This window comes from Pseudomonas sp. CYM-20-01, from assembly GCF_023169845.1.
Classification (GTDB): Bacteria; Pseudomonadota; Gammaproteobacteria; order Pseudomonadales; family Pseudomonadaceae; genus Aquipseudomonas; species Aquipseudomonas azotoformans.
The window spans coordinates 512,236-533,472 of the sequence record NZ_AP025169.1 but is presented as its reverse complement, the minus strand read 5'-3'; the positions used below and the strand labels follow the sequence as shown (position 1 = coordinate 533,472).

The following is a 21,237-nucleotide window of genomic DNA, read 5'->3' as shown; positions in this document are numbered from 1 at the left end:
GATGTTTTAAGTTCAATTTAATCCGACGAACGGCCTGGCGCCATTTTTACGACGATTTTATGAAGAAAAACCCATTCGTTTTAAGAACATGTACTTGCATCGTTATTTCACAAAAAATCTTGGCCGACTGGACAAAAACGACACAAAACTGACATATGCATCAACAGATATTCAGTTGCCCTACATTGTCTCGAAAATTTGCCTACACGAAACCGCGATTAAACTGACGGTTTATATCGCGGCACAGAATACGGAAACCGCACCTGTATTCAAGGGAAAACCGGCTGAGCGGTCGATCCAAATGACCCACACGGCTACGGCCGATGTATCGCTGTGTGTGCAGTCACGGTCTCGCTACACAACGAAGCAAAACCCGCGCCGCATGACACAGTGCAGATACCTCCAGGGCGCTCAATAAGCTCACACCCACTTGTTGAACCCGGAGGATACCCACCATGAACTGGAACACCTTGATCGCCGTCAGCCTGCTGGCTTTTGCCGTCAACGCCCACGCCGACGTACAGCCCAAGCTGGATGTCCAGCGCGTGCTGACCACTGTCGAAGACAAAAACGGAGCGTGTGGGATCGTGAATGCACACATGACCTACCTGGATTCCCACGGGCAGCAACAGGTATTGGACTACAAGAAGTTTGCAGATAACTGCGCAGAAGGCAGTTGAGACTTGCGCGAACCGGGCACCTGAGTGCCCGGTTTCGGAGCGTTTTCTGAAGGCTTAGCGCACACGACGCTCGGTGAACGCGTAGTCATCCTGGCAATCGCTGGTCGGGTCCGACGCCACACTCACGTAATGCACCGTGTCTGCGTCCAGCAGCTTATAGGTGTACACATCCGGCGAACGCACACCGTCGGTACGCAACTCATTCCTGCCATTGGCCGCCGACCACGAACCCTGCTCGGTCTGGATCACCTTGGTCTGCTGCGCATCGCGGTAGAAGGTAATCACAAAACGACCGTCGGGCTTGAGGGTATTGGTCCACGACAGGAACTGGCACTTACCGGTCTCGGTGCGCAGGCCTTTCCAGGTGCCCACCAGCGCCGGGTCGTTGGCGGGTTTGTTGGACGAACACGCAGCGAGCGCGACAGTGAGGAGGATGAGGGACAGCGAGAGAGTCCGTTTCACGTGGGGCTTCCTTGGGTTTGGAGAGGATTTTTGCCGGGGTAGACCCTTCGGCGGCAAGGGAGAAATCCTACACTCGCCAGCTAGAAAAAGGGGCGTGCGTGGAAAAAGCGTGGGTTCTGCAAAAATAGTCAGAATTCAGGGGTTTACAGAACCTTGCCAATCGCTATAATCGTCGCCCTAACACGCCGGTATAGCTCAGTTGGTAGAGCAACTGACTTGTAATCAGTAGGTCCCGGGTTCGACTCCTGGTGCCGGCACCATACAAAACGAAGCCCCTGCAGAAATGCAGTATGCGATCCATAAACCCCACCTGCCCAACAGCAGGTTAACGGTTTACCGTGGCATCTCTGGCGAGCAGTTCCATGGCAGCAGTGCTTCGTAGTCCTCTACTGCCGAGGCATGCGGCAGCCTCTCCAGTACGTGGCGCAGCCACGTATAGGGCTCCTGGCCGTTGACCTTGGCGGTCTCGACCAGACTATAGATCTTTGCGCTGGCAGTGGCGCCGTTGACGGTATCGCTGAACAGCCAGGCCTTGCGCCCGATGACAAACGGCTTGATCGCTCTTTCGGCCGCGTTGTTGTCGATGGGCAGATAACCCGCTTCGACATAGCGTTCCAGTCGGCTCCAGTTATTCGCCAGGTAATGCACCGCTTTGCCTAATGCACTTTGTGCCATCACCTGCGGCTGGGTTTTATCCAGCCAGGCTTTTAACTGGCCCAGAATCGGCAGGCTCTTTTCCTGGCGACCGATAAACCGCTGCTCATCACTCGCGTCTTTGAGTTCACGCTCGATCCCGTACAGCTTGTTGACCATTGCCAGCGCGATATCGGCCCGTCCGGTTTTACCCTTGGGCTGCACTTTTTGCGCATCCACGAACTTGCGTCGCGCATGAGCCATGCAGGCCAGCCGTTCCACGCCCGGTTGCAAGGCCAAGGCGTTATAGCCGGCGTAATCATCGGTCATGACATAACCACGATAACTTTCCAGCAGGCGCAGCGGCACGTCCTGCGCACGGCTGGAGGTGTAGTCGAACAGTACGACTTTACGATCAGGCGGGCCGCTGGCTTGCACCCACATCCAAGATTGGCTGGTCGGGTCTCGATCCGGTTCTTTCAACACCTGGACGCGGGTTTCATCACAGTGGATCACCGGGCTTTCCAGTAATCGGTCGCGCATCAAATTAAGCAGTGACTGGAAGTGCTCGCTGCACTGGATCACCCAGCGGGCCAGCGTTTGCCGAGGAATTTCGATGCCGTGTCGGCTCAGCACGCTTTCGAAACGGTGCAGTGGTAAACCGTCGACATATTTCGTGGTCAGCAGCATGGCCAATACGCTTGGGCTGGCCATGCTCTTTTCGATCAGTTGTGCGGGTTTGTCAGCCGTGACAGGGGCTGCTTCGCAGCCCCGGCAACCGTAGACCTTGCGGATATGTTTGATGACCCGGATCTGCATCGGCACGATATCCAGCTGCTCGCTGGTTTCTTCGCTGATCACATGCTTGCGGCAACCGCAGGCACAGGTCTGTTCGTGTTCGGGTAGTTCGTGGATCACTTCGATACGCGGCAGATCGACCGACAATGGCTTACGTTTGCCACGGCGGGGTGTCGGCTCAACGACCTCTTCATCAGCGTCGCCCACTAACGACATGGGTTCGCTTTCAGGTTCGTTGAACAAAGCCAGTTGCGGCGTATTGGGCTCAACGGTTTGCTCGGACTTGCGCCCAAACAGACGGTCACGCAACAGCTTGATCTGTTCTTTAAGGTCGACGATGTGGGTCTGATAAGCCTGAGCTGTTTCGTCCTGGCGATTGAGTGCCTCAAGCAGCAATTGCTTGAGCAAAACAGGATCATCTGGAAGGTCGTCGGGCAAAGAAATCATGGCCCGGATTATACCGGGTCACGCCACGTAGCGCGGCGTCAAAACCTGATGAGGGCGGTTGCGCCAGAGGTCAAAACCGTCGAGCAGCCAGTTCAGCTCCTGGACGCTGAGGATAATCGCTACGTCCGTGTCATCGGGGGATGTTTTGAAACGCTCGGATTCCAGGCGCTTGAGCCAAAGACAGAAGCCGTTGCGTTCCCAATACAATATCTTGACCCGGTTTCGGGATTTGTTGAGAAAGACGAAAAGCACCGGATCGAAGACCGCCACTTTTATATCCAGTTCGACCAATGCCGCGAGACCGCCGATGGATTTTCGGAAGTCGACGGGCTTGGGGTAGAGGTACACTTTTTCGACTTTGGCGTCGGGACGCATCATGGCGAATGGGCTCCTGAAAGAAATCGGGAGCACAGCATCCGGGATCACGTGGCGGGTTTGAATGTGGGGTTCATGGAGCGGTTACGAAATGCAGGGGCTTTGTTGTTTCTGAAACGTCCCCCCTGAAACCCTTGGGAGCGAGCCTGCTCGCGATGAGGCCATCAAACCCAGCGACGATCTACTCACCAAAGAAAGGCCTGCGTTTCCCAAGACACCAAAAACGCAGCAACCTCAACCAAACAGCATCCTTTGCCAATGATCCTCACCCACAATGGCAATCGAAGCTCCTGCCTCCCGCAACTCCACTGCCTTCATGATCTTCGTCCCATAGGTACTATGGCGCCACTGCTCATTACCCACGCTTCCGACCACCAGGTAGTGCACCTTCTTGCTCACACCGCCCCCAATCAAACCACCTCGTTCTTCGACCAGCGCCTGACAATCCTTGCGCGGCCCAAAGCTCATGACACCCGTAAATACAAACATCCGGCCATCCCACACCAAATCAGGGGCTGGTGAATTGAAGGGCAGGTCCGTAGGAGTAACGGCAACTGTGCCGCCGACCTTCGCTCTCTCAATGTCCACTCCAGAAAAACCACGCAGAATGTTAAGCAACTCCTGGGACTCATCCACGTCTAGCGCATCGTCCTGAAGCATGTACGCCAAACGCGAATACAGCAGATTGATCACCGGATCGTTCAGATGCGCGAGATTGTTTTCCAGCCATTGCTTTAGAAAAACCGCTTCCGATATGTTCACGACACCATCCGCCGTAATTCCAGCGGCCAACCCCACCAATGCGTCGGCGGCGCGACGATCGATACGGGCCCGGTTGAAGAATTTACTGTTTTCGAACTCGTTGTGTAGATCCATTACGGGTTTTCCTTGGGGTGGGAACTGGCTTGATATCGACGCGTTAGTAAGTCAATGTTGTATTCAACGCTAGTACCACTGCGCGCATATATCCCATTTTGAATCTGGATAATAGATCCGTCCCCTTTCCCATTCCTGTTGGGGTTAACTGGGCATTGGGGTGGATAGTTTTATATGCTGACGTGGTATCGGGGTGCTCAGTCAAGAAAATCATTAAACGATTATGGGCTCCTCAATAATATAGCGAATGGGCTATATCAGTCAGGCTGGCTAACTAACTCTCCGACTTCGGGATAAATTTTCCGATGTATACATAGGGTTCTAGATCAAACGCTTGCTTCAGCCCGAGAGCATCGTATTCAGTTATGCTCGGAGTTTCGGACAGTGCAGAGGTAACCATAGTAAGACGCCATGCTGGATTGGATAACAGACCCTTTCCATACTCATTCCGAGTAATAAAGAATTGAGGAGTGGGACTGGATGTACCTTTGACCTCGACGTGCCGCACTGATTTACCTTTGGTAAAAACAAAGTCATACCCACAGGGTAGATGCGTAACGCGTTCGCAGGCATATCCTTTTGCTTTGTAATACTCAATGACGGCGCATTCTGCTGCCAGTTCCACGTTTTTCCGATGCTCCGGTGTACCGAATCCTTTTAGAGGATCGGCTGCGTCGAGTTCGGGATCGGGTAACGAGCCCTCGTTAGGGTTCTGGATAGCGAATCGGCTCATCGCTTTCAGACGACTGTTGAGAAGTTTCAGTACGCGCGTTTTGTTCTTATTGGTGTCTATGCCTGGTCCTTCTAGGAAGGAATATTTGCCCTGCCTCACGGACGGATCTGAGAAGGGCATAGTTCGGTACTCAGGCGGAACGAAGTATGCGGTCTTGCTAGAGATGCAGTATGACCAGTCATAGGCCGGGTGCGCAGCATCCCCTCGCTTTTTGATCAGACTCTCTGGAGGATCAAGCCATTCACCATGAAGGGTGGCATTTTCGTACCAACCGACAACATGGACGCCAGTGTGCTTTGGATTTTTCGCGAGGCAAATCACTGTCCAGCCATTTGGATCATCGTTTGACGGTGCATACTCGCTTGCTTGGGGCGGAACATAACAATAGTAGGTTCCATCAGCCCCAGGGTTAAAGTTGAGTGCCTCGTGCCCCCGTCCTTCGTTTTTTTTGCCCTTGTTTTTGTTGAGCCAACCAAAATTACCGTCGACCGGGCCGCCGCGATAATAATCAGACCAGCCAAACTTCACCCATAAAATTTTTTTCACAGACATTGCCCTGCCCTAGTTGATTTCGTATGTCGGGTTAGATCAACAAGCTGAGTAATGCCACGCGCATATTATTTCGTGCGCAGCACTACGCTGTGCAAATCAGCTGAAAAGCTCAACTATGAGACGTTAACGGTGATTACGCGAACCGAAATTCGTTTATCAGGAAATCCGGGTTTCGCGGCAGGGTAATCGGTATTAACAACTTCGGACGATACCAGCTTCAAATTGGCACCTTCGGCGAACAGAACCTCATTTTCATGGCCTAAGTTTGTACCGTTGCGCTTATAAGCAAAGACATTCGTTTTTGGGCTAGTTACTGTTAGCACGAACAAATCAATGCGGCCTGCGTCGTATGCTTTACTTCGGTGGTCTGCATTTCGCAGGGCGACCTGGGGACAAAATGATGTAGATAAAGGACGATCCGTGACTAACGTGGTACAGTCAGGCCACAGCCCTGCATGAAAAAGGCATTGACCTTCACTCAGCACCTGTGCGATTTCATTTATCTCTGCCGATACCTTGGCAAAGTCACAATTCGGATATGACTTCTGATACCGCGCCAGCGCATCAGGAGTTTTGGATGGCATAGCTTGTCGCCACTGCTTGTGGGCGGGACTGTCATCCAGCGCTGCGTTGATGAAGTCCCCGAGGCCGTTGTCGGCTCCGACGCGGCCCATATAGATAGCCGCGTCGTAAGCGTTCGCAACTGTTACCTCTAGTCTGACCTTTACGCGCATATGGAAACTGCTGGCTGCCAGCATCTCCTCAACGGTGGGATGCCTTGTTTCCCATTTTTCGTAGGGGGGCGAAAACGTGTTTACAAGAGGAAGGCTCATTCACAAAATCCTTTTTTCAGTGGTCATTCTGCTGCAACTCCATCCAGGTCCCTATAGGTAATGTCGGGTTGGCGCTGATGAGATGTACAGAATGCCATCATTCGTCCTCGGTATCACCTACGAAAACACGAAGCATGCATGGTGTGCAATTTCGGTGCTTTTTGGGAGTGGAGGATCTGAAAGCGTAAGGGATCGTGCGAGCACCAAAGGATATTTTTAGGGATAGCGGCCTATAAAAAATAATAAAAACATTAAAAATCATACTGTTATATATCTTCGACTCCTGGTGCCGCACCATATAAGACGAAGCCCTCACAGAAATGTGAGGGCTTTGCTGTTTCTGGGGTGTTCATAGCTGAATCACACCCCGCCCCTCGCTTCAACCAATCGCTACCCTCTTAAAAAACAACACTTCAGCCTCAAAGCTTCATCTTTCAGCCTTTATTCCAAATTATGAACTGCCAATAATTATGACCCAGCCATAAAAACAATAATTTCAGTAGCAACCTACACACCCTAATGAGGGCCTGAAAATCATCCCATCAATATTCCTGATTGCTCCCCACGTCCCACCACGCTACCCTCCGTTCAATCGCTGCCAATTCAGCGATCGGGCCTGAGAACCCGGCAAGATGCAGGCGCACCAAGCGCCCCAAAACCCGATTTGCAGGCGTTTTTTTTCGCCCACCATTTCGTGCAATGGCGGCTGTGCGTGGGAGACCTTCGGGTCTGCCGGGTTCCTGTATCTCCGGTTTCTCAGCCTGCGCACAGCTGCCACCCATTCGCCTGAGAACGAACGTGGTAGCTCTCACCAGATATGGGAGTTTTACCAATGACCGCTACAAGTCCGTCTGCGTTAACCACCCTCGGCGTCACCCCCTTCTCCTTTCACTCCGACCAACCTCTGTTCCGCGTCAATAGCGGTGTTTCCCTGCATGAAGCCTTGCACCATGTTTCCGACCTGCTCCATGTCGCCAAGCTGCTCGCAGAAGAGGCGGCGATGACGCGGGAGACGGACCGTTATGCCTGGGCTTCGCATTACTTGCAGGAGATGAGCAAGGCGGTGATTGATGATGTGGTGAAGGTGTTGGAGTCACCCGGCAATAGCGCGCAGTAGTCCTCACTGAAAAGACCTGCCCTCGCCATAGTGCAGTTCAACTTGTGGCGAGGTTTGTTATCGCTCCCTATAAAGCCCTATCCGGCCCCCAACAAAAAAGGCACTTGCCGCGAACGCCAAGTGCCTTTTTCACACCACCTGAAACCCAATCACCGCGCCAACATAAACGTCTCATACTCCAAATCTTCCAGCGCCGACGACAACCGCGCCAGCCCCAGCAGTACACACACCAGCAATGACAACGTAAACCCGTAGCCGAAGAAGCTAGGCCCCAGGTGCATGCTGAGCAGTGTCAGGGCTGCGTTGAGTAGGGCAAACAGTACGCACAGTTCCAGGACCACGCGGCGTTTGTCGAGGTAGAAGAACACGTTGAGCAACGCCATGAAGACCACCTGGATGCTCACGCCGATCAAGTCGATGTAGAACAGTGGCAGGTAGTAGCTGGAGATGCCGATCCATTCCAGCAGGCGCGGGGCGAAGAGGAACAGCAGCACCACGGTCAGGCCTTGGACTTTGCAGATTTCCAGCAGGCCCTGGCGGATGGAAAGGGTCATCTCGGTTTTCAGCGAGCCGATGTGCTGCAAGGTCTCGCCATCGCGGATGGCACGGAACAAGCGGTCGTACCACTCGGCAAAGTCGGTCTCGATACGCACCAGGAAAACGGCCATGCCGGGGATGATCGCCAAGTAAGCGATGAAGATCGGCATGTCGTACAGGATCGAGGCGCGCAGCGGGCCTATGACTTCGTTGGAAGTGCCTGGGTTGAACCAGAACAGGATTTTGTCGACCCAGATGCCGAAGTTGTAGAAGAACCCGGTCACCAGCAGGCTGAGGAACACGTTGCGACGATTGAGAAAATCAAACGCAATCATTTTCTCGGCACGGTACTCGCGCAGGATGTCGTACAGGTACAGGAACAACAGGCTGCCGTGCCCGATCAACAGCGCCAGCAACAGGCCGGGCATTTTCAGGAAGCTCAGCAGGTAAGCGCACGCGACCATCAGCGAGTAACCCACCACCATCACCAGCAGGATGCGGTTGTACTTTTTCATCCCCGAAAGAAAGATGATCACCAGCCACAGGTTGCACAGCACCACGAAGTTCGACAGCACCAGCACGCGGTAGATCAGCGGTTGATCAAACAGTAGCGCCAGCACGATCACCCCCAATACCCCGGCACCGACCGTCACCATCAACAAAATGCCCAGCAGGTTGGGCAGGATCTGATCGTAGTTGCGCTCGAACAACTGGTCGGACACGAAGCGGGTGAAGAACAACTGCAGGCCACCCGTCAGGATCAATGAGCTGGCCATCAGGTACGTCACCGTGACCAGAAACTGCCCCACCAATGCGTTGGGCAACAGCAGGCCCAGGCTGATGATCCCCACCAGCATCACGCTGATGATCGACAGCACCCACGGGCCGGAGCTGATCAGGCCCGCATACACATAGGCGTGCAAGGTGGCGGTGTATGAGTCGCGCGAGAGGATCTTGCGCAGTTCGAAGCCAATACCGGCCATTTAACTGTTCTCCATGGCGGCCTGGTACAGGTCGCGGTAGCGCTGCAGCATCAAGGCTTCGGTGTAGTAACGGTTGACCCGCAGCAAGCCGGCGGCCTGTGCAGCCTTCCAGCGCTCGGGGCTGCGCAGCAGTTCGAGGATGGCGGCGGACGTCGCCTGTGGGTCGGCAATCGCCACCACCTTGCCCGCCACGCCGAGGTCGCGGTCTTCGGCACTGCCGCCTTCGATCAGTTCGCGGCACGAGCCGACGTCGCTGCTGACGACCGGCGTACCGGCGGCCCAGGCTTCGAGGATCACCAAGGGTTGTGCTTCGCTGATCGAGGTCAGCACCATCAGGCCCAGCTTGGGCAAGATGTCCTGGATGCGTTGGAAACCCAGGAAGTGCACTTTGCCTTCGAGCCCCAGGCTCGCCATCAGGCTGCGGCATTCGCTCACGTATTCCGGGTCTTCTTCCTCGGGGCCGACAATCCAGCCTTCGGCGTGCGGCATGGCGCTGATCACGCCGCGCATGGCACGCAGGAACGTTTTCACGTCCTTGATCGGCACCACGCGGCCGATCAACCCGACAACGGGCGCAATGCCCGGCTCCCGGGTTTCCATGGCACGGGACCATTGCGACAGGTCGATGCCATTGGCGATCAATGCCGTGCGGCTCGGATCGGCACCGTCCTTGATCTGACGCTGACGGTTGCCGTCATACAAGGCAATGATCTTGTCGGCGCTGTTGTAGGCCAGTTGGCCGATCCGTTCGAAATAGCGCACCCACAGGGTCCGGATATACCCCGAGCCCCCGTCAAGGCTGCGGTTGAGCGCCTGCCCGGAGGTTTCGGCAATCCAGGTGGCCTGGGCCAGATCGATCTTGCGCTCCTTGGTATAGATACCGTGTTCGCTCAGCAGGTAAGTGCATTTCCAGCGGTGCTTGAGGATGCACCCCAGCAGCCCGGCGTAACCGGTGGAAATCGAGTGCAGCACCCGCGCCGGCGGCATCTTGCGCGAGGCCTCGGCGAGCATCAGCAACGGCGACTGCAGCGAACGCAGCGTCCAGAAATAGTTGACGAAAGACGGGTCGGCGCAATGCTGGCGGTAGCCTTCGCTGAGGGTTTCCCAACTGGCACGGCTGCGCAGTACATCATCCAGGGTCATATGGCCCTCGGCGATGCAATTGAGCAGGCGCTCGCCCAGTTCCCGCTCGGGCGGGTCCGGGTGGTGCAAAAAGCGATACAGGTCGGCCAACTGCTGCGGGTTGGCATCGCGTGGCGTGCCACGGGTATCGGCGGGGTGCGTCGCGTCTTCGAGGAACACCTCTTCGATGTGCACCACGTTCACCGGCACTTCATAACGCCGCGAGGTGTAAGCCGAACGCTGACCACCGATGAACATCACCGAAAAAGTCAGCTCCGGCAGGCCGAGGATCATCTGGTGGATCCAGCTCGATACACCGCCGCGCACGTACGGCCAGGTGCCTTCCAGCAGCAGGCAGATGTCGGCGGTCGGGGTGGTTTCCTTATGATTCATTCCAGCTCCTCACCAACTCAGCAAAGGGTGGCCGCTGACGGGTTTCTTCCGGCAGGCTGGCGAGCAGCCCGGGGATTTCGTGATAGCGACCCGCTTCAAACGCCAGCTCGGCATGGAAAGGCAGTAACTGAGCCGGCCCCAGACCATTTCGCTCAGCCTCGTGCAACAGGGTCTCAGCCCGCTCGTTTTCACCGCGCTCCAGGGCAATACGGCCGGCCAGCAGCAACAGCTCACCGCCCTCACCAGCCGCCAGACCTTGCTCGGCATGTTCGCTGGCCTGGTTCAGCACGTGCTCAAGCACGCTGCCTTGGGCCAGGCCGAGGTAGGCCAATTCCCAATACCATCGCGCCAGCATGCTGTGCACCGGGCCGGCAGTTCGGGGGCCGACGCCGGCCAACTGTTCCAACGCCATCTGAATGTGCAGGTTGATGTCACTTTCCTGCTTGTCGAGCATCGAGTACGCCAGGAGACGCACGTCATCACTGGGGTCACCCAAGGCCAGCTTGAGGATGGGTACCGCGTCCTTGCCAGGCATGCGGCGAGTCGCCAGCAAAGCGGCCAGACGCTGATCGGGATCGGGCGCGTGGCGCAGCACGTCCTGCAAACCGCCATCGGCGAAAATCGGTGTGCGTGTCTGGGCCTGCGCACGGAACGGCAGGCTTGGGATCCCCACCGATCGCCACGCCTGCTGGTCGCGTTTACGCGGCAGGTACAGCGCCGGGAAGATCGACGCAACCACGCCCAGGGTACCGATCACCGGCACAAAGAACGCCAGGCTGAAAATGAACAGCGGGCTCCACGGCAAAGGCGCCCGGTAGCGCGCCGGCAACAGCAGCCATACGGCGCCGCAGAGCATCAGGCAGGCCAATCCATGGCTGAAGGTGAACACCAGCAGTTGGTGCATCTGCGGCGCATCGAGCCACAGGCTGGCCCAACTGCCCGCCTCCAGCAGCACGGCGCCGCTAAACAGCCACTTGCTGATCATTCAGGCCACACTCGTTGTAGAGGAAGTTACGCAGCCCGTTGCGATCACAGCCAGGCTCCAGATTGAAAGGCATGACCCGCACACCCAGGCTGTCCAGGTCGGTATCGATACCAAAGTGCTCGTGCAACAACATGCCGATCCGCGCCAGGTAGCCTTCGGTACCTTCCGGGCTGGTCAGCGGCAACAGCACCAGCAGCAGACGATGTTCGCGGTTGTTGCGCACCGCCAGGTGCAAGTCCAGGCCACGTTGGCTGCGCTCCATCAGGCGCGACAGTTCCTCGTTGGCGCGCGTCATCTCGAACGCGAACAACCCGGCGGGCAACGTGTGCTGTTCCACATCCACCAGCGACCGCTTGAGCTGCAACGAAAATTGCTGGGCGTGCGCATCGGGCAGGCTCAGCACTTGCGGATCGCGGCGCAACAGGTCGGCAATGTGGCCGGCCAGCAGCGACAACAGGCTCAAGGTGCGGTCCTGGAACGCAAAGAACGGCATTTGCCGAACCGCCAGGATCGCCAGCAAGCGGCCTTCGGCATCGATCAACGGGATGCAGGCCTGCAGCGCGGAAAACTGCGCGGCGTTACCGGCGTCGATCAGTTCCTGACGTACGCTCACCAGTTCGCCGCGCTCCAGGCATAGCCGGATCAAACCGTCATCGGTTTCCAGCGGCCCCATCACGCCGATCATTGCCAAGGCCTGAGGCAGTAGGTTTTTCTCGCTGTCGTCGACGCGGTACAAGCCCGCCACGCGCAATGCGCCGTATTGACCGAGCATCGCCACGATCGGCTCGGCCAGCTCGCTCAAGGCGTCGCCTTCGACCGGCATGCCGCGCAGTTTTTCACGCAGGCCCAGCAACGAGCTGCGCAGGCTCTGGTCACTGCCGGCCACGCGTTGCTCCAGCAGGTCATGGGACACCCGCAGGATCTGATGGGCACGGGTGAACTCGTCGAGGCGGTACTGACGGTATTCGTTAGCCATCTGCAGACGCTCCAGGCGGCGCACCCACAGGTCGCGAACCTCGCCTACCAACATCCCGCACACCAGCACACCGACGATGAACGAGGGCTCAAGCTGGGTATAACCTGCATGCCCGGTGTAGCGCAGGGCAAACAGCGCCGCCACCAGCAGCACGGCGCTGAACAGGCCGCGCACAAAACCGTAACGCACACCCAACAGCAGCGGCGCCAGGATTGGCCAGGGGAAACCACCGTGCATTTGCAACGGGTCTTCGGGGGTCAGCCAGAAGCCGAGGCCAATGGCCAAGCCCGTTACCAGGAGTGTTTCCAGCCAAGACACCGGCCCGCTGGCGCGAGGCGCCAGGCTGTAATCCATGTGTGGAGAATTCATTGCGTTCACTCGAATCGAAGGGCGCCAACCAGTTTGTCGATTACCGTCTGAGCATTGCCCGCCAGGCTTTCACGGGACCAACCGGCGCGCGCGCCGCTTTTGCTCCAGAGCACACGACCACTGTTGGCGTCGAGTACGCGCAGGCTGATGCCCACCGCCGGCTCGCCATCCAGGCCGTTCTTGTACTGCCACTCTTCGACGCTGCCGGCGACGACGTAATCGAGCTTCTGCTCACGTGCCCATTCCAGGGCACCGTTCAGGCGCTCGTTGTCGTCCATCAGCGCCTGTTCACCCTGGGTGCTGGTCGGGTAAACACGCGGTTGCAGGCCATGGCTGCTGAGTACGCTGAGCAGGATCTGCTCGCTGCGTTCACCGGCTTGCGGGGTCTGCGAATAGTTGATCATCGGCACGATCCCCCACTGCGCGTTGCGCGGCAGGTTAGGGCTGTTTTCACTGGTGAAGCTGGAGCAGCCGGCGACGAACAGCACTGTCAGGGCCAGGCTCAGGTTACGAATTGCTTGCATAGGTTTTTCTCCCGTAGATTCTGTAATCAGCGCCCGAAACGCACGCCGTAGCTCATGCCCAGCGTGCCGCCGGACTTGCCATCCCCGCCTTGTGGCGCAGATTGGTAGCCGAAGGTGAGGGCCAGTTCGTCGTCACCCAGCACTTCGAAACCAATGCCCGTGTTGACGCCATAGTTGAAGGTTTGGTCGGTCCACTGCCAGCCCGCCGTCATGTCCACCAGCCAGGTGTATTGCGGCTTGCTGCGCACCAGCGCACCGGGGATGCCGCGACGCCAGGACGTGCCGACGTAAAGTTGCCCGTAGCGGCTTTGCAGCAGGTCGCCCGACGGGATGGTCTGCAACTCGATCGGGTCACCCGGCTCAGGCGGCGCGACATCAGGCACTCGTATCGGGCCTTTGAAATCGCTGGAGAGGTAATCCAGGTTGCGATCCTTCACGTTGTTCTTCTGGTAATCCACACCACTGCGCACCGTCCAGTTAGGCCCGGCAAATTCCAGCGTGTGGTTAAGCTCCAGCTTCAGCGCATGACCACTGCCCAACGAGTCGCCGGCACGGGTCGAGAACGAGCGCTGTGCCACTTCCCAGCTCAACTGGTCCCGCGCGGTCAGGCCATGACGGCCGCCGACCCAGGCGCGGTCCTGCTGGCCGAAAGCCCGCATCAGGCCGCTGTCGTCGCTCTTGCGATGCCAGTCCAGCCCGGTCTCGATCTGGTGGCTGTTGCCCAACTGCCACATGCGCGACAGGCCCAGGCCGTTACGGTCGTCGTCCTTGCGTTGGCTGGTGTCGGCAAACAGCTTCCAGCTGCCGTTTTCTACCGAGCGCACCAAGGTCAGGGCCGCGTTGCTCTCGTCGCCGATGCGCGAAGAGATGACGTCGTCGCCTTTATAGTTGCCGTGTTCCATCTCGACATCGGCGTACCAGTTGTCACCCAGGTTGTGGGCGATTTCCAGGCGCGGCGCGTCAAACGACAAGCCACCGAAATCCTGCTTCTGATACGACAGCAACGCACCTTGCGGGGTGGCTTCGTGGATCTCCACCGCCTGGCGACGCAGTTGCTCGTTCACCGAATCCGGCTGGTCGTCGCCCAGTGCAGACAGGCTGGTTTCCAGTGCCTCGTTGGTACGCCCCAAACGGCTGAGCGCCTGTGCGCGCTGCGCCGGGTTCAGGTCGCTGCTGGCCAACAGGGTTTCGACCTGGGCTTTATTGCGGCTGCGCAAGGCTTCCTGGATCTGCTCGTAACGGTCGACCTTGAGCCCTTGGGTGCGCGCCCAGGCCAGCCAGTCGTCTTTCTGCGCTTGCTGGTTGGTCGCATCCAGGCGGGCCAGCAGGCGTTCGAACCACAGCTGTTTCATCGACGGCGAACCGTCTTTCCACTTCAGCAGTTCTTGCTGGGCCTTCTGCGGCGAGTAGCTGCTCGACATCAAGCGCAGCCAGATCGCATAGCGTTGGGACGACGGTTGCAAGTTGTCGGCCTCGGGGCTGCGCAGCAACTTCAAGCGCAGGCGCTGGGCGGCGTCCTGGTAGCCGGAGGTGTCCAGTGCGTCGGCATACGCAGCCTGCACCAGCCAGTCGTTCGGGCTGAGCTTGAGGTACATGCGATACCAGGCCAACGCCTCGGCATCGCGCCCCAACAGCTGGCTGGCACTGGCGAACGGCAGCCAGAGCAGGCGGTCTGCCCGTGCATAGGCACGCCATTTGGCCAGCAGGGGCTTGAGTTTTGCCGTGTCGGCCTGGTCGACATACAGCCAGGTCAAACGCTCGCGGAACAGGTTGTCATCGGGGTAGCGCGACAAGCCCAGCAGATAGAGGCGCTCGGCCTCGGAGGGATCGCCCTGCTCCACCGCCAAGGCACCGCGTACCGCCAGAACCTGGGCTTGCTCGTAGGCCTGCGGGTATTGCTTGGCGTCTTCCAGCAGGGTAACGACCTGATCCCACTCCTGCAGCTCCTGGGCCAGTTGCAGCGCCTCGACCAACCGTTGCGGATCCTGGGCGCGGTGCCAGCTGTCGACCATCAACTTCAAGGCGCGCTGCGGGTCGCTGGTGCGATACAGGGTGATCAACTGGCTCTCGTCACCGCTGGTCAGCTTGCCGTTGAGGGACAGCAGTTTTTCCAGGGAGACGCGCAAGTCCTCGTCGCGCTCCAGGTCCCAGGCGAGCGCGGCACGGGTGCGCCAATATTCCGGATCATCGATGGATGAGTCGTCCGACTTGACCACTTCCCAGGCCGCCGGCTCATCAAACAACTTCATTTCCGTACTGGCCCAATCGACCCGTTCGGCGGTGGTCAGCTTGTAGCGTTTTGCATAGTCCTTGTAGAGCTTGCCTTTGGCCGCGAACTGCCCGGTGTTTTCCAGGTTCTGCAGCAAGCGAGTCCAGGCCAGGCGATGGGCCGGGTACTTGCGCAGGTAGGTGCGCAGCCATGCCTCGGCTTCGGCCGGTGTGCCACGGGACTCATGACCGTAGATCAACGCATCCAGCTCGATGTCCGTGAGCGCACGCTGCTGCATGATGTCGGCGAGCAACGGGACCGAGCGGGCGAAGTCGAATTGCAGGCTGGCAAGGCGCCAGGCGTGCTCGCGGGTTTTCGGGTCTTCCTTGAGTTTGAGCAAGCGAATCCAGTAATCCAGCGCGGCTTCGTTATCACCGCGCCACTCACCGAGCTTGGCCATTTGCTCCAGCAACTCGGTGTCATCCGGGTAATCGATGACCAACTCCTGACCGGTTTCCCACGCACCCGCCAGATCATTGATGGACAGGCGCACCTGGAATTCCTTGACCAGGATCTTGCGGTTGTCAGGCTCCAGGTCATGCCACTGCTGGAGCACGCGCTGGGCCAGGTCGAACTGCTTGGTCGCAACGGCGATATCCACGCCCTGCTCCAGCCACGCCACGTCGGTCTGCGGGTTGGTCAGCTGGGGCAACTCGTCAGCCAGCACTTGCGCGGCCTGCTCGTCACGACCGGCCGAGAGCAGGCTGTTGAACGCAAGTTGCGCGTACTCCCGCCGTTCGCCCGGCTGCTGGGCGTCACGCTTGAGTTGCAGATAGATGTCTGCCGCGCGCGCAGGCTGCTCACCCGCCAAGTACCACTGCGCGGCTGATTTGAGCGCCTCGGTGCGTTGCGCCGGGTCACGCCCTGCGATCTCTTCGAACACACTGGCGGCAAACGCCGGCGCCTGCAGGGTCAGCGCCAGCTTCGCCAGGCTTTGCAGCTGGGCCACCGGCAGCTTGCGATGATCGAAGCTTTGCAGGCGCTCGACCAACGCATGCTGCGCAATCAAGTCGTTGCCACTGGCGGCGATCAGCGCGTCCAGTTCCAGGCGATAGTAGGCCTGGATCTCCGGCTGCGGCTTGGGCCAGGCGTCCACGTGTTGGCGCGCCTTGGTGTAGTCACCCAGGCGAATCAACAAGTCGACCAATTGCAAACGCAGGTGGTCGTCATCCGGGTGCGCCGTCAGCAACAGCTCGGCATAGTTGGCCGACACGGCGTCGGGTTCGCGCCCGTCAGGCTGGAACACTTCTTCACGCTGGAAGGTTGCCCACAGCAGGCCGCCCACGGCGACCGCGACCACCGCCAGTGCCCATGGGTTGAGCAGGCGGCTGCTTTTAGTTGCAGAGGAGTTGACCATTACTCACCTGCTTCATAGGAAGTTGAAAAGTCCAAAGGCCGGCCGAAGCCTTGCCCGCGAATCGTTGCCCATCGACTTCCACGCGGCAGGCGGTTGCCGAGCGCACGGTGAAGGTCAGGTCGAACTGACCGGCGAAGGAAAAGCTCACGCGACGATCGTCCAGGTAACGCCAATCGAGCAACGGCACGTTGGCCTCCTCCAGCGCAGGACGGGGATCTCTGTCCGCACGCAATGCGAGCAACGCCTTGTCGCTGCTCAGGGCCACATAGCGCCCTTGCGGCAAGTCACGTACACCCGCGACACCTTGGGATTTGAGCAAGTCCGGCCAGCCCATTTGTGCATCCAGGCGCACGGTACGCAGCGCGTCCATCCCGCGAATCTGCCAGGCGCCGTCGGCCGTACGGGCCAGGCTCGCCTGGTACAAGCCATGCAGACGGTCGACGTAGTCGCTCATCCACAACGACATCGGCTGTTGCTCGCGCATGTAGCCGTAGATCTCGTGCATGGCCTTGATCGAGGCTTGCTTGGTACTGGAATAGAAGTGGTAGTAGAGGTGCAGCCCGCGCAGGCGGCGTGGGCTGTCGGTGAGCTCGAACGTCTCGATCAACTCACGGAAGCCGTAGTACGGGCCTTTCCACAGGTTGGTGTAGAGGTTTTCGTTGATGATCGGCGCGTAGTACTGCAACCCCCCAAGCGTCGGCCGCAGCAACGGGTTCAGCCCGGTCAGCGACGGGTTGGCCTTGGTCATGATGGTTTCGGCGCCGTTGACGTTTTTCAAGCCCGCGTCATAGGCCAGCTTGATGGTGCTGGCGGATGGCAGCGCATCGCCTGGCCAGAACACCATCTTCACCGGCTTCTGTGGCGTCGTCAGGTTCTGGTTGATGTAATCGCGCGAGCCAAAAATCTCCCGACGAAAATCGATTTTGTCGTAGCCGACGATTTTCATGTTCAAGCCGTATTCCGCGTTGAAATTCTCGCGCTTCTTGGCTTTCTCCGGCTGCATGAAAAACGGGTGGCTGTAGGTGTGCGTGGCCACTTCGACTTTAGGGTTGGCGAAGATCTCACGGGCAATCGGCTCCAGCTCGCGGGCCAGGAACGGGAACGCGCCGCGCGGCGAGATCTCGCCCTCGATGATCGACACCGAGGTCAGGAACGGGTTGGGCTTGATGTAATCGTCCAGCGTATGACGACCCGCATAGGGCGTGCCACGCACTTCGGCGCGGGAGGGAAACCCGTCGCCATCGATGTGCACGGTCGCAATGCGCCGGCCATTCTCGGTGGTGGTGTCCGGCCGAGGTTGCGCCGGTAGACGCAGGCTGGCCTGAAGGAACGCGAACGGATCAAGAATCCAGCGGCTACGCTCGTTGTTGATTTCGAGCAGGTAAGGCGCCAGCGCCAGGCCCCCCCATTTACCGACCACCACCGGGTTGAAAACAGCGCCATTGGCACCGCTCAAGGACAACGCCGGGGTTGGGCCGTTGGGCAATACAGAGACCGCCGCCAGGTCACGGGAGCGCGGCACCACCGGTGCCTCGAATGCGCCCAGCAGGGCCTTGTCCTGGTGGGTGATGGTCAACACTTGAGTGGCGGGCGGCGCATCCCGCTTGAGGCCCAGGCGCTTGAGCAACAACTTGTCTTCAACCGGCAGGCCACTGAAGAACACCACGGGCACCTGTTCGTCGAGACGGGCGTTGATAAAGCGATTGAACGCCGGTGCATCCTGCGGCGGGCCGCTGGTCATCCAGGTGACCACACCCGCGTACAAGCCACTGAAACCGTAGAGCGGCAGGTCACTGTCGGCAGGCAGGTAATCGACTCGGTAACCGAGGTACTCCAGCAATCCGCCCAGGTTGCTATGGCCGGCGGCATCTTCCAGCGCGCCTTCGCGCGGGTCGTAGATCATCGCGATACGGCGCGGCTGCACCTCGATGCTGCTGATGCCCAGGGTGTTGAGGTCCGGGGTACTGATGTAGGGAATGAACCCCTCATCGCGCAGACGCTTGGCGAGCGTGCGCGCCTCCTCACGACGCTCGGGTGGCAAGTAGTCGATGGCCACCAGCGGCACACCCTTGGCGCGCAGCGGTTGCAGGTGGGTTTCGAGCCACTGGCGATCGGACTCGGACACCGGGCGATAGCGTTTGGCGGAAGCATCCCAACCGGCATGGATCGACTCGACCGCCACGGCGGCGGCAACGCCGTCCAGCTCAGGCAACACTTCGAAACCACGGTTGAAGAACAGCTTGAGGTTCGGCTGACGCTTGTGCAGCTCACGCAGCAAGCTGGCCAGGCCGACGCGCTGGCTCTCGCGCGAAGCCTCGGGCATCAGTTGGAAACTGTCGAGGGTGTCCAGGAACAGGCCCGCATAGCCTTGCGCTTCCAGGGCCTTGGCACGTCCGAACAGATGCTCGCGCCAGACCGTCGAGGTGAGATCCATCACCTGGCTGTTCCAGGCGTCATTCCGCACAGGGGAAACCGCTTTGCTCAACCCGGCTTTCTCGACCTCGGCCTTATTGCCGTCAAACTCACCGATGGACAGGTAGGCAAACGGCGCGCTGCCCAACGCCCGCAAGGTTTTCACATCGCCAGGGGTCATGTGCCCCGGTTCGACCACGGCCCAGTCGAATTGCGCCAGTTCCGGCAGCGGTGGTTGCTCGGCGTACCAGAAAGCCACGCTGTTCGGTGGGGCCATGGTGGCAGCGTGCACGCTCGGCCCGCCGACAAATAAGGCAAGAGCAGCCAACAGCCGCTCAGCGATCGCGCGGATACGCGTCCTGCGGAAAACGATTTCCATAATTCACTCTTGAAGATGACTGAGCCGATACTGCGTAGACGTCGGGCGAAGTGACCGGCGAGCTACAAACTGCGCAAAAGCTGCGCCAAACCCTGGCCAATGGAGGTCGGTTGCGGGAGTGCAAAGCGCTCCAGCAGACGGGCGTTATCAGCGCGCGAATGACGGATGTCGCCTTGACGTGAAGCTTGGTAGGTCACGTTCAACGCGGTGCCGGTGGCATTGCCCAGTTCAGCGATCAGGTCGTTGAGACTGGTCGAACGGCTGAGCCCTACGTTGATGGCTTCAGGTGCCGGTTCGCGGGTCTCGACTGCCTGGACGAGGATGCTCACCAGGTCCTGCACGTAGACGAAGTCGCGGGTTTGCTCGCCGTCACCAAAGACGGTAATCGGCTTACCCGCCAACGCGCGCTCGGTGAAGATGCTGATCACACCGGAGTACGGCGAAGACGGATCCTGGCGTGGGCCGAAGATATTGAAAAAGCGGAAGATCACCGGCTCAAGGCCATGCTCGCGACGGTAGAAGTCCAGGTAATACTCACTGGCCAACTTGTCGCTGGCATAAGGCGTCAGTGGGGACTTGGGCGTGTCTTCGGCGATGGCCGTGCCTTCGCCGTTGTTGCCGTAGGTCGCCGCGCTGGAGGCAAACACCACACGCGCCACACCGGCCTTGAGCATGCTTTGGCACACGTTGAGTGTGCCGACGAAATTGGCCTGGTGAGTGGCGACAGGATCGTCTACCGAGGCCTGCACCGACGCAACCGCCGCCAGATGCACGACTGCGCTGCAATCACGCATGGCCTGCTCGACCACGGCGCTGTCGGCGACATCGCCAACCAGCAGCTCCAGATCAGGATTACCGGCGGGCAGGTTAGCCACCTTACCGGTCGACAAATTGTCCAATACGCGAATCTTGTAGCCTTTGCCCAGCAACGCATCGACCAGATGTGACCCAATAAAACCTGCACCACCGGTAACCAGAATTCGTCCTACAGCCATGAAGTTTACTTCCTAAAGACTCGAGCGCAGGCAGCGACAAACGAGCCTGCTAATTAAAGGTGACAGTGTTTTAGGGCTACCCTGACCAACGTCGCCTGGCCATCCGAGTCCAAGCCGCCTTATCCCTGAATCTTGAAGAACCACAGCATGGGACGAATGCGCGTTGCTAATGTCATTTTAATGGCTTAGAGCCATCAAATTCGTGGCGATCATGGTGGATCCAAAAGAGACTGTCAATGAATTGTCTAATTTGCCGCTAAACGGCAACCAGCGACAAAATCAGCCACTTATTTGACGCTGGTAATAGGGCGCAGCCTGCTTGTCACCCTTCAAGGCATCACGTCTACTGCACCCATATTGGTGTCCCAGGCTGTGTGGTCGAAACGACTTGCGTGACGATTGCTGCCTCCGACTTCATGGGCGGCTACAC

General features: G+C 58.6%; 16 protein-coding genes and 1 tRNA gene. 3 read left to right on the top strand and 14 right to left on the bottom strand.

Features of this window, described 5'->3' with window-relative positions:
- Positions 1 to 455 precede the first annotated feature (455 nt).
- Positions 456 to 680 carry a DUF2790 domain-containing protein gene (locus M2497_RS02390; RefSeq protein ID WP_248485703.1) on the top strand — a complete coding sequence of 75 codons (225 nt, stop codon included), beginning with the start codon at positions 456 to 458 and terminating at the stop codon, positions 678 to 680.
- Between the two features lie 54 nt (positions 681 to 734).
- On the opposite strand, the gene M2497_RS02385 is transcribed toward M2497_RS02390, so the two are convergent.
- The gene (locus M2497_RS02385) at positions 735 to 1,142 is read right to left on the bottom strand and encodes a hypothetical protein (RefSeq protein ID WP_093513508.1); all 408 of its coding nucleotides are present in this window, start codon (positions 1,140 to 1,142) and stop codon (positions 735 to 737) included.
- Positions 1,143 to 1,326: 184 nt separating this feature from the next.
- Between M2497_RS02385 and M2497_RS02380 the strand changes: the two genes are divergently transcribed.
- A tRNA-Thr gene (locus M2497_RS02380) sits at positions 1,327 to 1,402 on the top strand.
- Positions 1,403 to 1,475: 73 nt separating this feature from the next.
- Here M2497_RS02380 and M2497_RS02375 read toward each other — a convergent pair.
- The 5 genes from M2497_RS02375 to M2497_RS02355 all read right to left on the bottom strand — a co-directional run bounded on the left by M2497_RS02375 (position 1,476) and on the right by M2497_RS02355 (position 6,389).
- Positions 1,476 to 3,020, bottom strand: coding sequence for an IS66 family transposase (locus M2497_RS02375; protein ID WP_248485702.1), 1,545 nt, complete (start codon positions 3,018 to 3,020; stop codon positions 1,476 to 1,478).
- Positions 3,021 to 3,038: 18 nt separating this feature from the next.
- Entirely contained in the window at positions 3,039 to 3,398 is a 360-nt protein-coding gene (tnpB, locus tag M2497_RS02370; RefSeq protein WP_248485701.1) for an IS66 family insertion sequence element accessory protein TnpB, read from the bottom strand.
- 231 nt (positions 3,399 to 3,629) lie between these two features.
- Positions 3,630 to 4,271 (bottom strand): BRCT domain-containing protein, encoded by a 642-nt coding sequence (locus M2497_RS02365; protein WP_248485700.1) that lies wholly within the window; start codon positions 4,269 to 4,271, stop codon positions 3,630 to 3,632.
- 274 nt (positions 4,272 to 4,545) lie between these two features.
- A complete protein-coding gene (locus M2497_RS02360; protein WP_248485699.1) occupies positions 4,546 to 5,556 on the bottom strand; it encodes a DUF3883 domain-containing protein in 1,011 nt (336 codons plus the stop codon).
- Between the two features lie 113 nt (positions 5,557 to 5,669).
- Positions 5,670 to 6,389: a hypothetical protein gene (locus M2497_RS02355; protein WP_248485698.1), complete on the bottom strand. Its 720-nt coding sequence runs from the start codon at positions 6,387 to 6,389 to the stop codon at positions 5,670 to 5,672.
- A gap of 832 nt (positions 6,390 to 7,221) precedes the next feature.
- Here M2497_RS02355 and M2497_RS02350 point away from each other — a divergent pair.
- Complete coding sequence (locus M2497_RS02350; protein ID WP_092248453.1) at positions 7,222 to 7,506, top strand: DUF3077 domain-containing protein; 285 nt, start codon at positions 7,222 to 7,224, stop codon at positions 7,504 to 7,506.
- A gap of 149 nt (positions 7,507 to 7,655) precedes the next feature.
- Here M2497_RS02350 and pelG read toward each other — a convergent pair whose 3' ends face one another.
- The 8 genes from pelG to M2497_RS02310 all read right to left on the bottom strand — a co-directional run bounded on the left by pelG (position 7,656) and on the right by M2497_RS02310 (position 20,807).
- Complete coding sequence (gene pelG / locus M2497_RS02345) at positions 7,656 to 9,026, bottom strand: exopolysaccharide Pel transporter PelG (RefSeq protein ID WP_248485697.1); 1,371 nt, start codon at positions 9,024 to 9,026, stop codon at positions 7,656 to 7,658.
- A complete protein-coding gene (gene pelF, locus M2497_RS02340) occupies positions 9,027 to 10,541 on the bottom strand; it encodes a GT4 family glycosyltransferase PelF (protein WP_071497025.1) in 1,515 nt (504 codons plus the stop codon). It abuts the gene before it with no gap.
- Positions 10,531 to 11,526, bottom strand: coding sequence for a HEAT repeat domain-containing protein (locus M2497_RS02335; protein ID WP_248485696.1), 996 nt, complete (start codon positions 11,524 to 11,526; stop codon positions 10,531 to 10,533). The genes pelF and M2497_RS02335 overlap by 11 nt, the downstream gene beginning before the upstream one ends.
- Complete coding sequence (locus M2497_RS02330) at positions 11,504 to 12,871, bottom strand: PelD GGDEF domain-containing protein (RefSeq protein ID WP_071497023.1); 1,368 nt, start codon at positions 12,869 to 12,871, stop codon at positions 11,504 to 11,506. The genes M2497_RS02335 and M2497_RS02330 overlap by 23 nt, the downstream gene beginning before the upstream one ends.
- A 5-nt stretch (positions 12,872 to 12,876) precedes the next feature.
- Positions 12,877 to 13,395, bottom strand: coding sequence for a penicillin-binding protein activator LpoB (locus tag M2497_RS02325; protein ID WP_071497022.1), 519 nt, complete (start codon positions 13,393 to 13,395; stop codon positions 12,877 to 12,879).
- A gap of 26 nt (positions 13,396 to 13,421) precedes the next feature.
- The gene (locus tag M2497_RS02320; protein ID WP_248485695.1) at positions 13,422 to 17,021 is read right to left on the bottom strand and encodes a tetratricopeptide repeat protein; all 3,600 of its coding nucleotides are present in this window, start codon (positions 17,019 to 17,021) and stop codon (positions 13,422 to 13,424) included.
- Complete coding sequence (locus M2497_RS02315) at positions 16,999 to 19,812, bottom strand: bifunctional glycoside hydrolase 114/ polysaccharide deacetylase family protein (RefSeq protein ID WP_248485694.1); 2,814 nt, start codon at positions 19,810 to 19,812, stop codon at positions 16,999 to 17,001. The genes M2497_RS02320 and M2497_RS02315 overlap by 23 nt, the downstream gene beginning before the upstream one ends.
- Positions 19,813 to 19,874: 62 nt before the next feature.
- Positions 19,875 to 20,807 carry an SDR family NAD(P)-dependent oxidoreductase gene (locus M2497_RS02310; RefSeq protein ID WP_248485693.1) on the bottom strand — a complete coding sequence of 311 codons (933 nt, stop codon included), beginning with the start codon at positions 20,805 to 20,807 and terminating at the stop codon, positions 19,875 to 19,877.
- Between the last annotated feature and the right edge of the window lie 430 nt (positions 20,808 to 21,237).

Bases quoted from the DNA above. Each gene is read 5' to 3' on its own strand.
- M2497_RS02390 (WP_248485703.1), top strand. From the start codon at position 456: ATGAACTGGAACACCTTGATCGCCGTCAGCCTGCTGGCTTTTGCCGTC.
- M2497_RS02375 (WP_248485702.1), bottom strand. From the start codon at position 3,020: ATGATTTCTTTGCCCGACGACCTTCCAGATGATCCTGTTTTGCTCAAG.
- tnpB (WP_248485701.1), bottom strand. From the start codon at position 3,398: ATGATGCGTCCCGACGCCAAAGTCGAAAAAGTGTACCTCTACCCCAAG.
- M2497_RS02365 (WP_248485700.1), bottom strand. From the start codon at position 4,271: ATGGATCTACACAACGAGTTCGAAAACAGTAAATTCTTCAACCGGGCC.
- M2497_RS02360 (WP_248485699.1), bottom strand. From the start codon at position 5,556: ATGTCTGTGAAAAAAATTTTATGGGTGAAGTTTGGCTGGTCTGATTAT.
- M2497_RS02355 (WP_248485698.1), bottom strand. From the start codon at position 6,389: ATGAGCCTTCCTCTTGTAAACACGTTTTCGCCCCCCTACGAAAAATGG.
- M2497_RS02350 (WP_092248453.1), top strand. From the start codon at position 7,222: ATGACCGCTACAAGTCCGTCTGCGTTAACCACCCTCGGCGTCACCCCC.
- pelG (WP_248485697.1), bottom strand. From the start codon at position 9,026: ATGGCCGGTATTGGCTTCGAACTGCGCAAGATCCTCTCGCGCGACTCA.
- pelF (WP_071497025.1), bottom strand. From the start codon at position 10,541: ATGAATCATAAGGAAACCACCCCGACCGCCGACATCTGCCTGCTGCTG.
- M2497_RS02335 (WP_248485696.1), bottom strand. From the start codon at position 11,526: ATGATCAGCAAGTGGCTGTTTAGCGGCGCCGTGCTGCTGGAGGCGGGC.
- M2497_RS02330 (WP_071497023.1), bottom strand. From the start codon at position 12,871: ATGAATTCTCCACACATGGATTACAGCCTGGCGCCTCGCGCCAGCGGG.
- M2497_RS02325 (WP_071497022.1), bottom strand. From the start codon at position 13,395: ATGCAAGCAATTCGTAACCTGAGCCTGGCCCTGACAGTGCTGTTCGTC.
- M2497_RS02320 (WP_248485695.1), bottom strand. From the start codon at position 17,021: ATGGTCAACTCCTCTGCAACTAAAAGCAGCCGCCTGCTCAACCCATGG.
- M2497_RS02315 (WP_248485694.1), bottom strand. From the start codon at position 19,812: ATGGAAATCGTTTTCCGCAGGACGCGTATCCGCGCGATCGCTGAGCGG.
- M2497_RS02310 (WP_248485693.1), bottom strand. From the start codon at position 20,807: ATGGCTGTAGGACGAATTCTGGTTACCGGTGGTGCAGGTTTTATTGGG.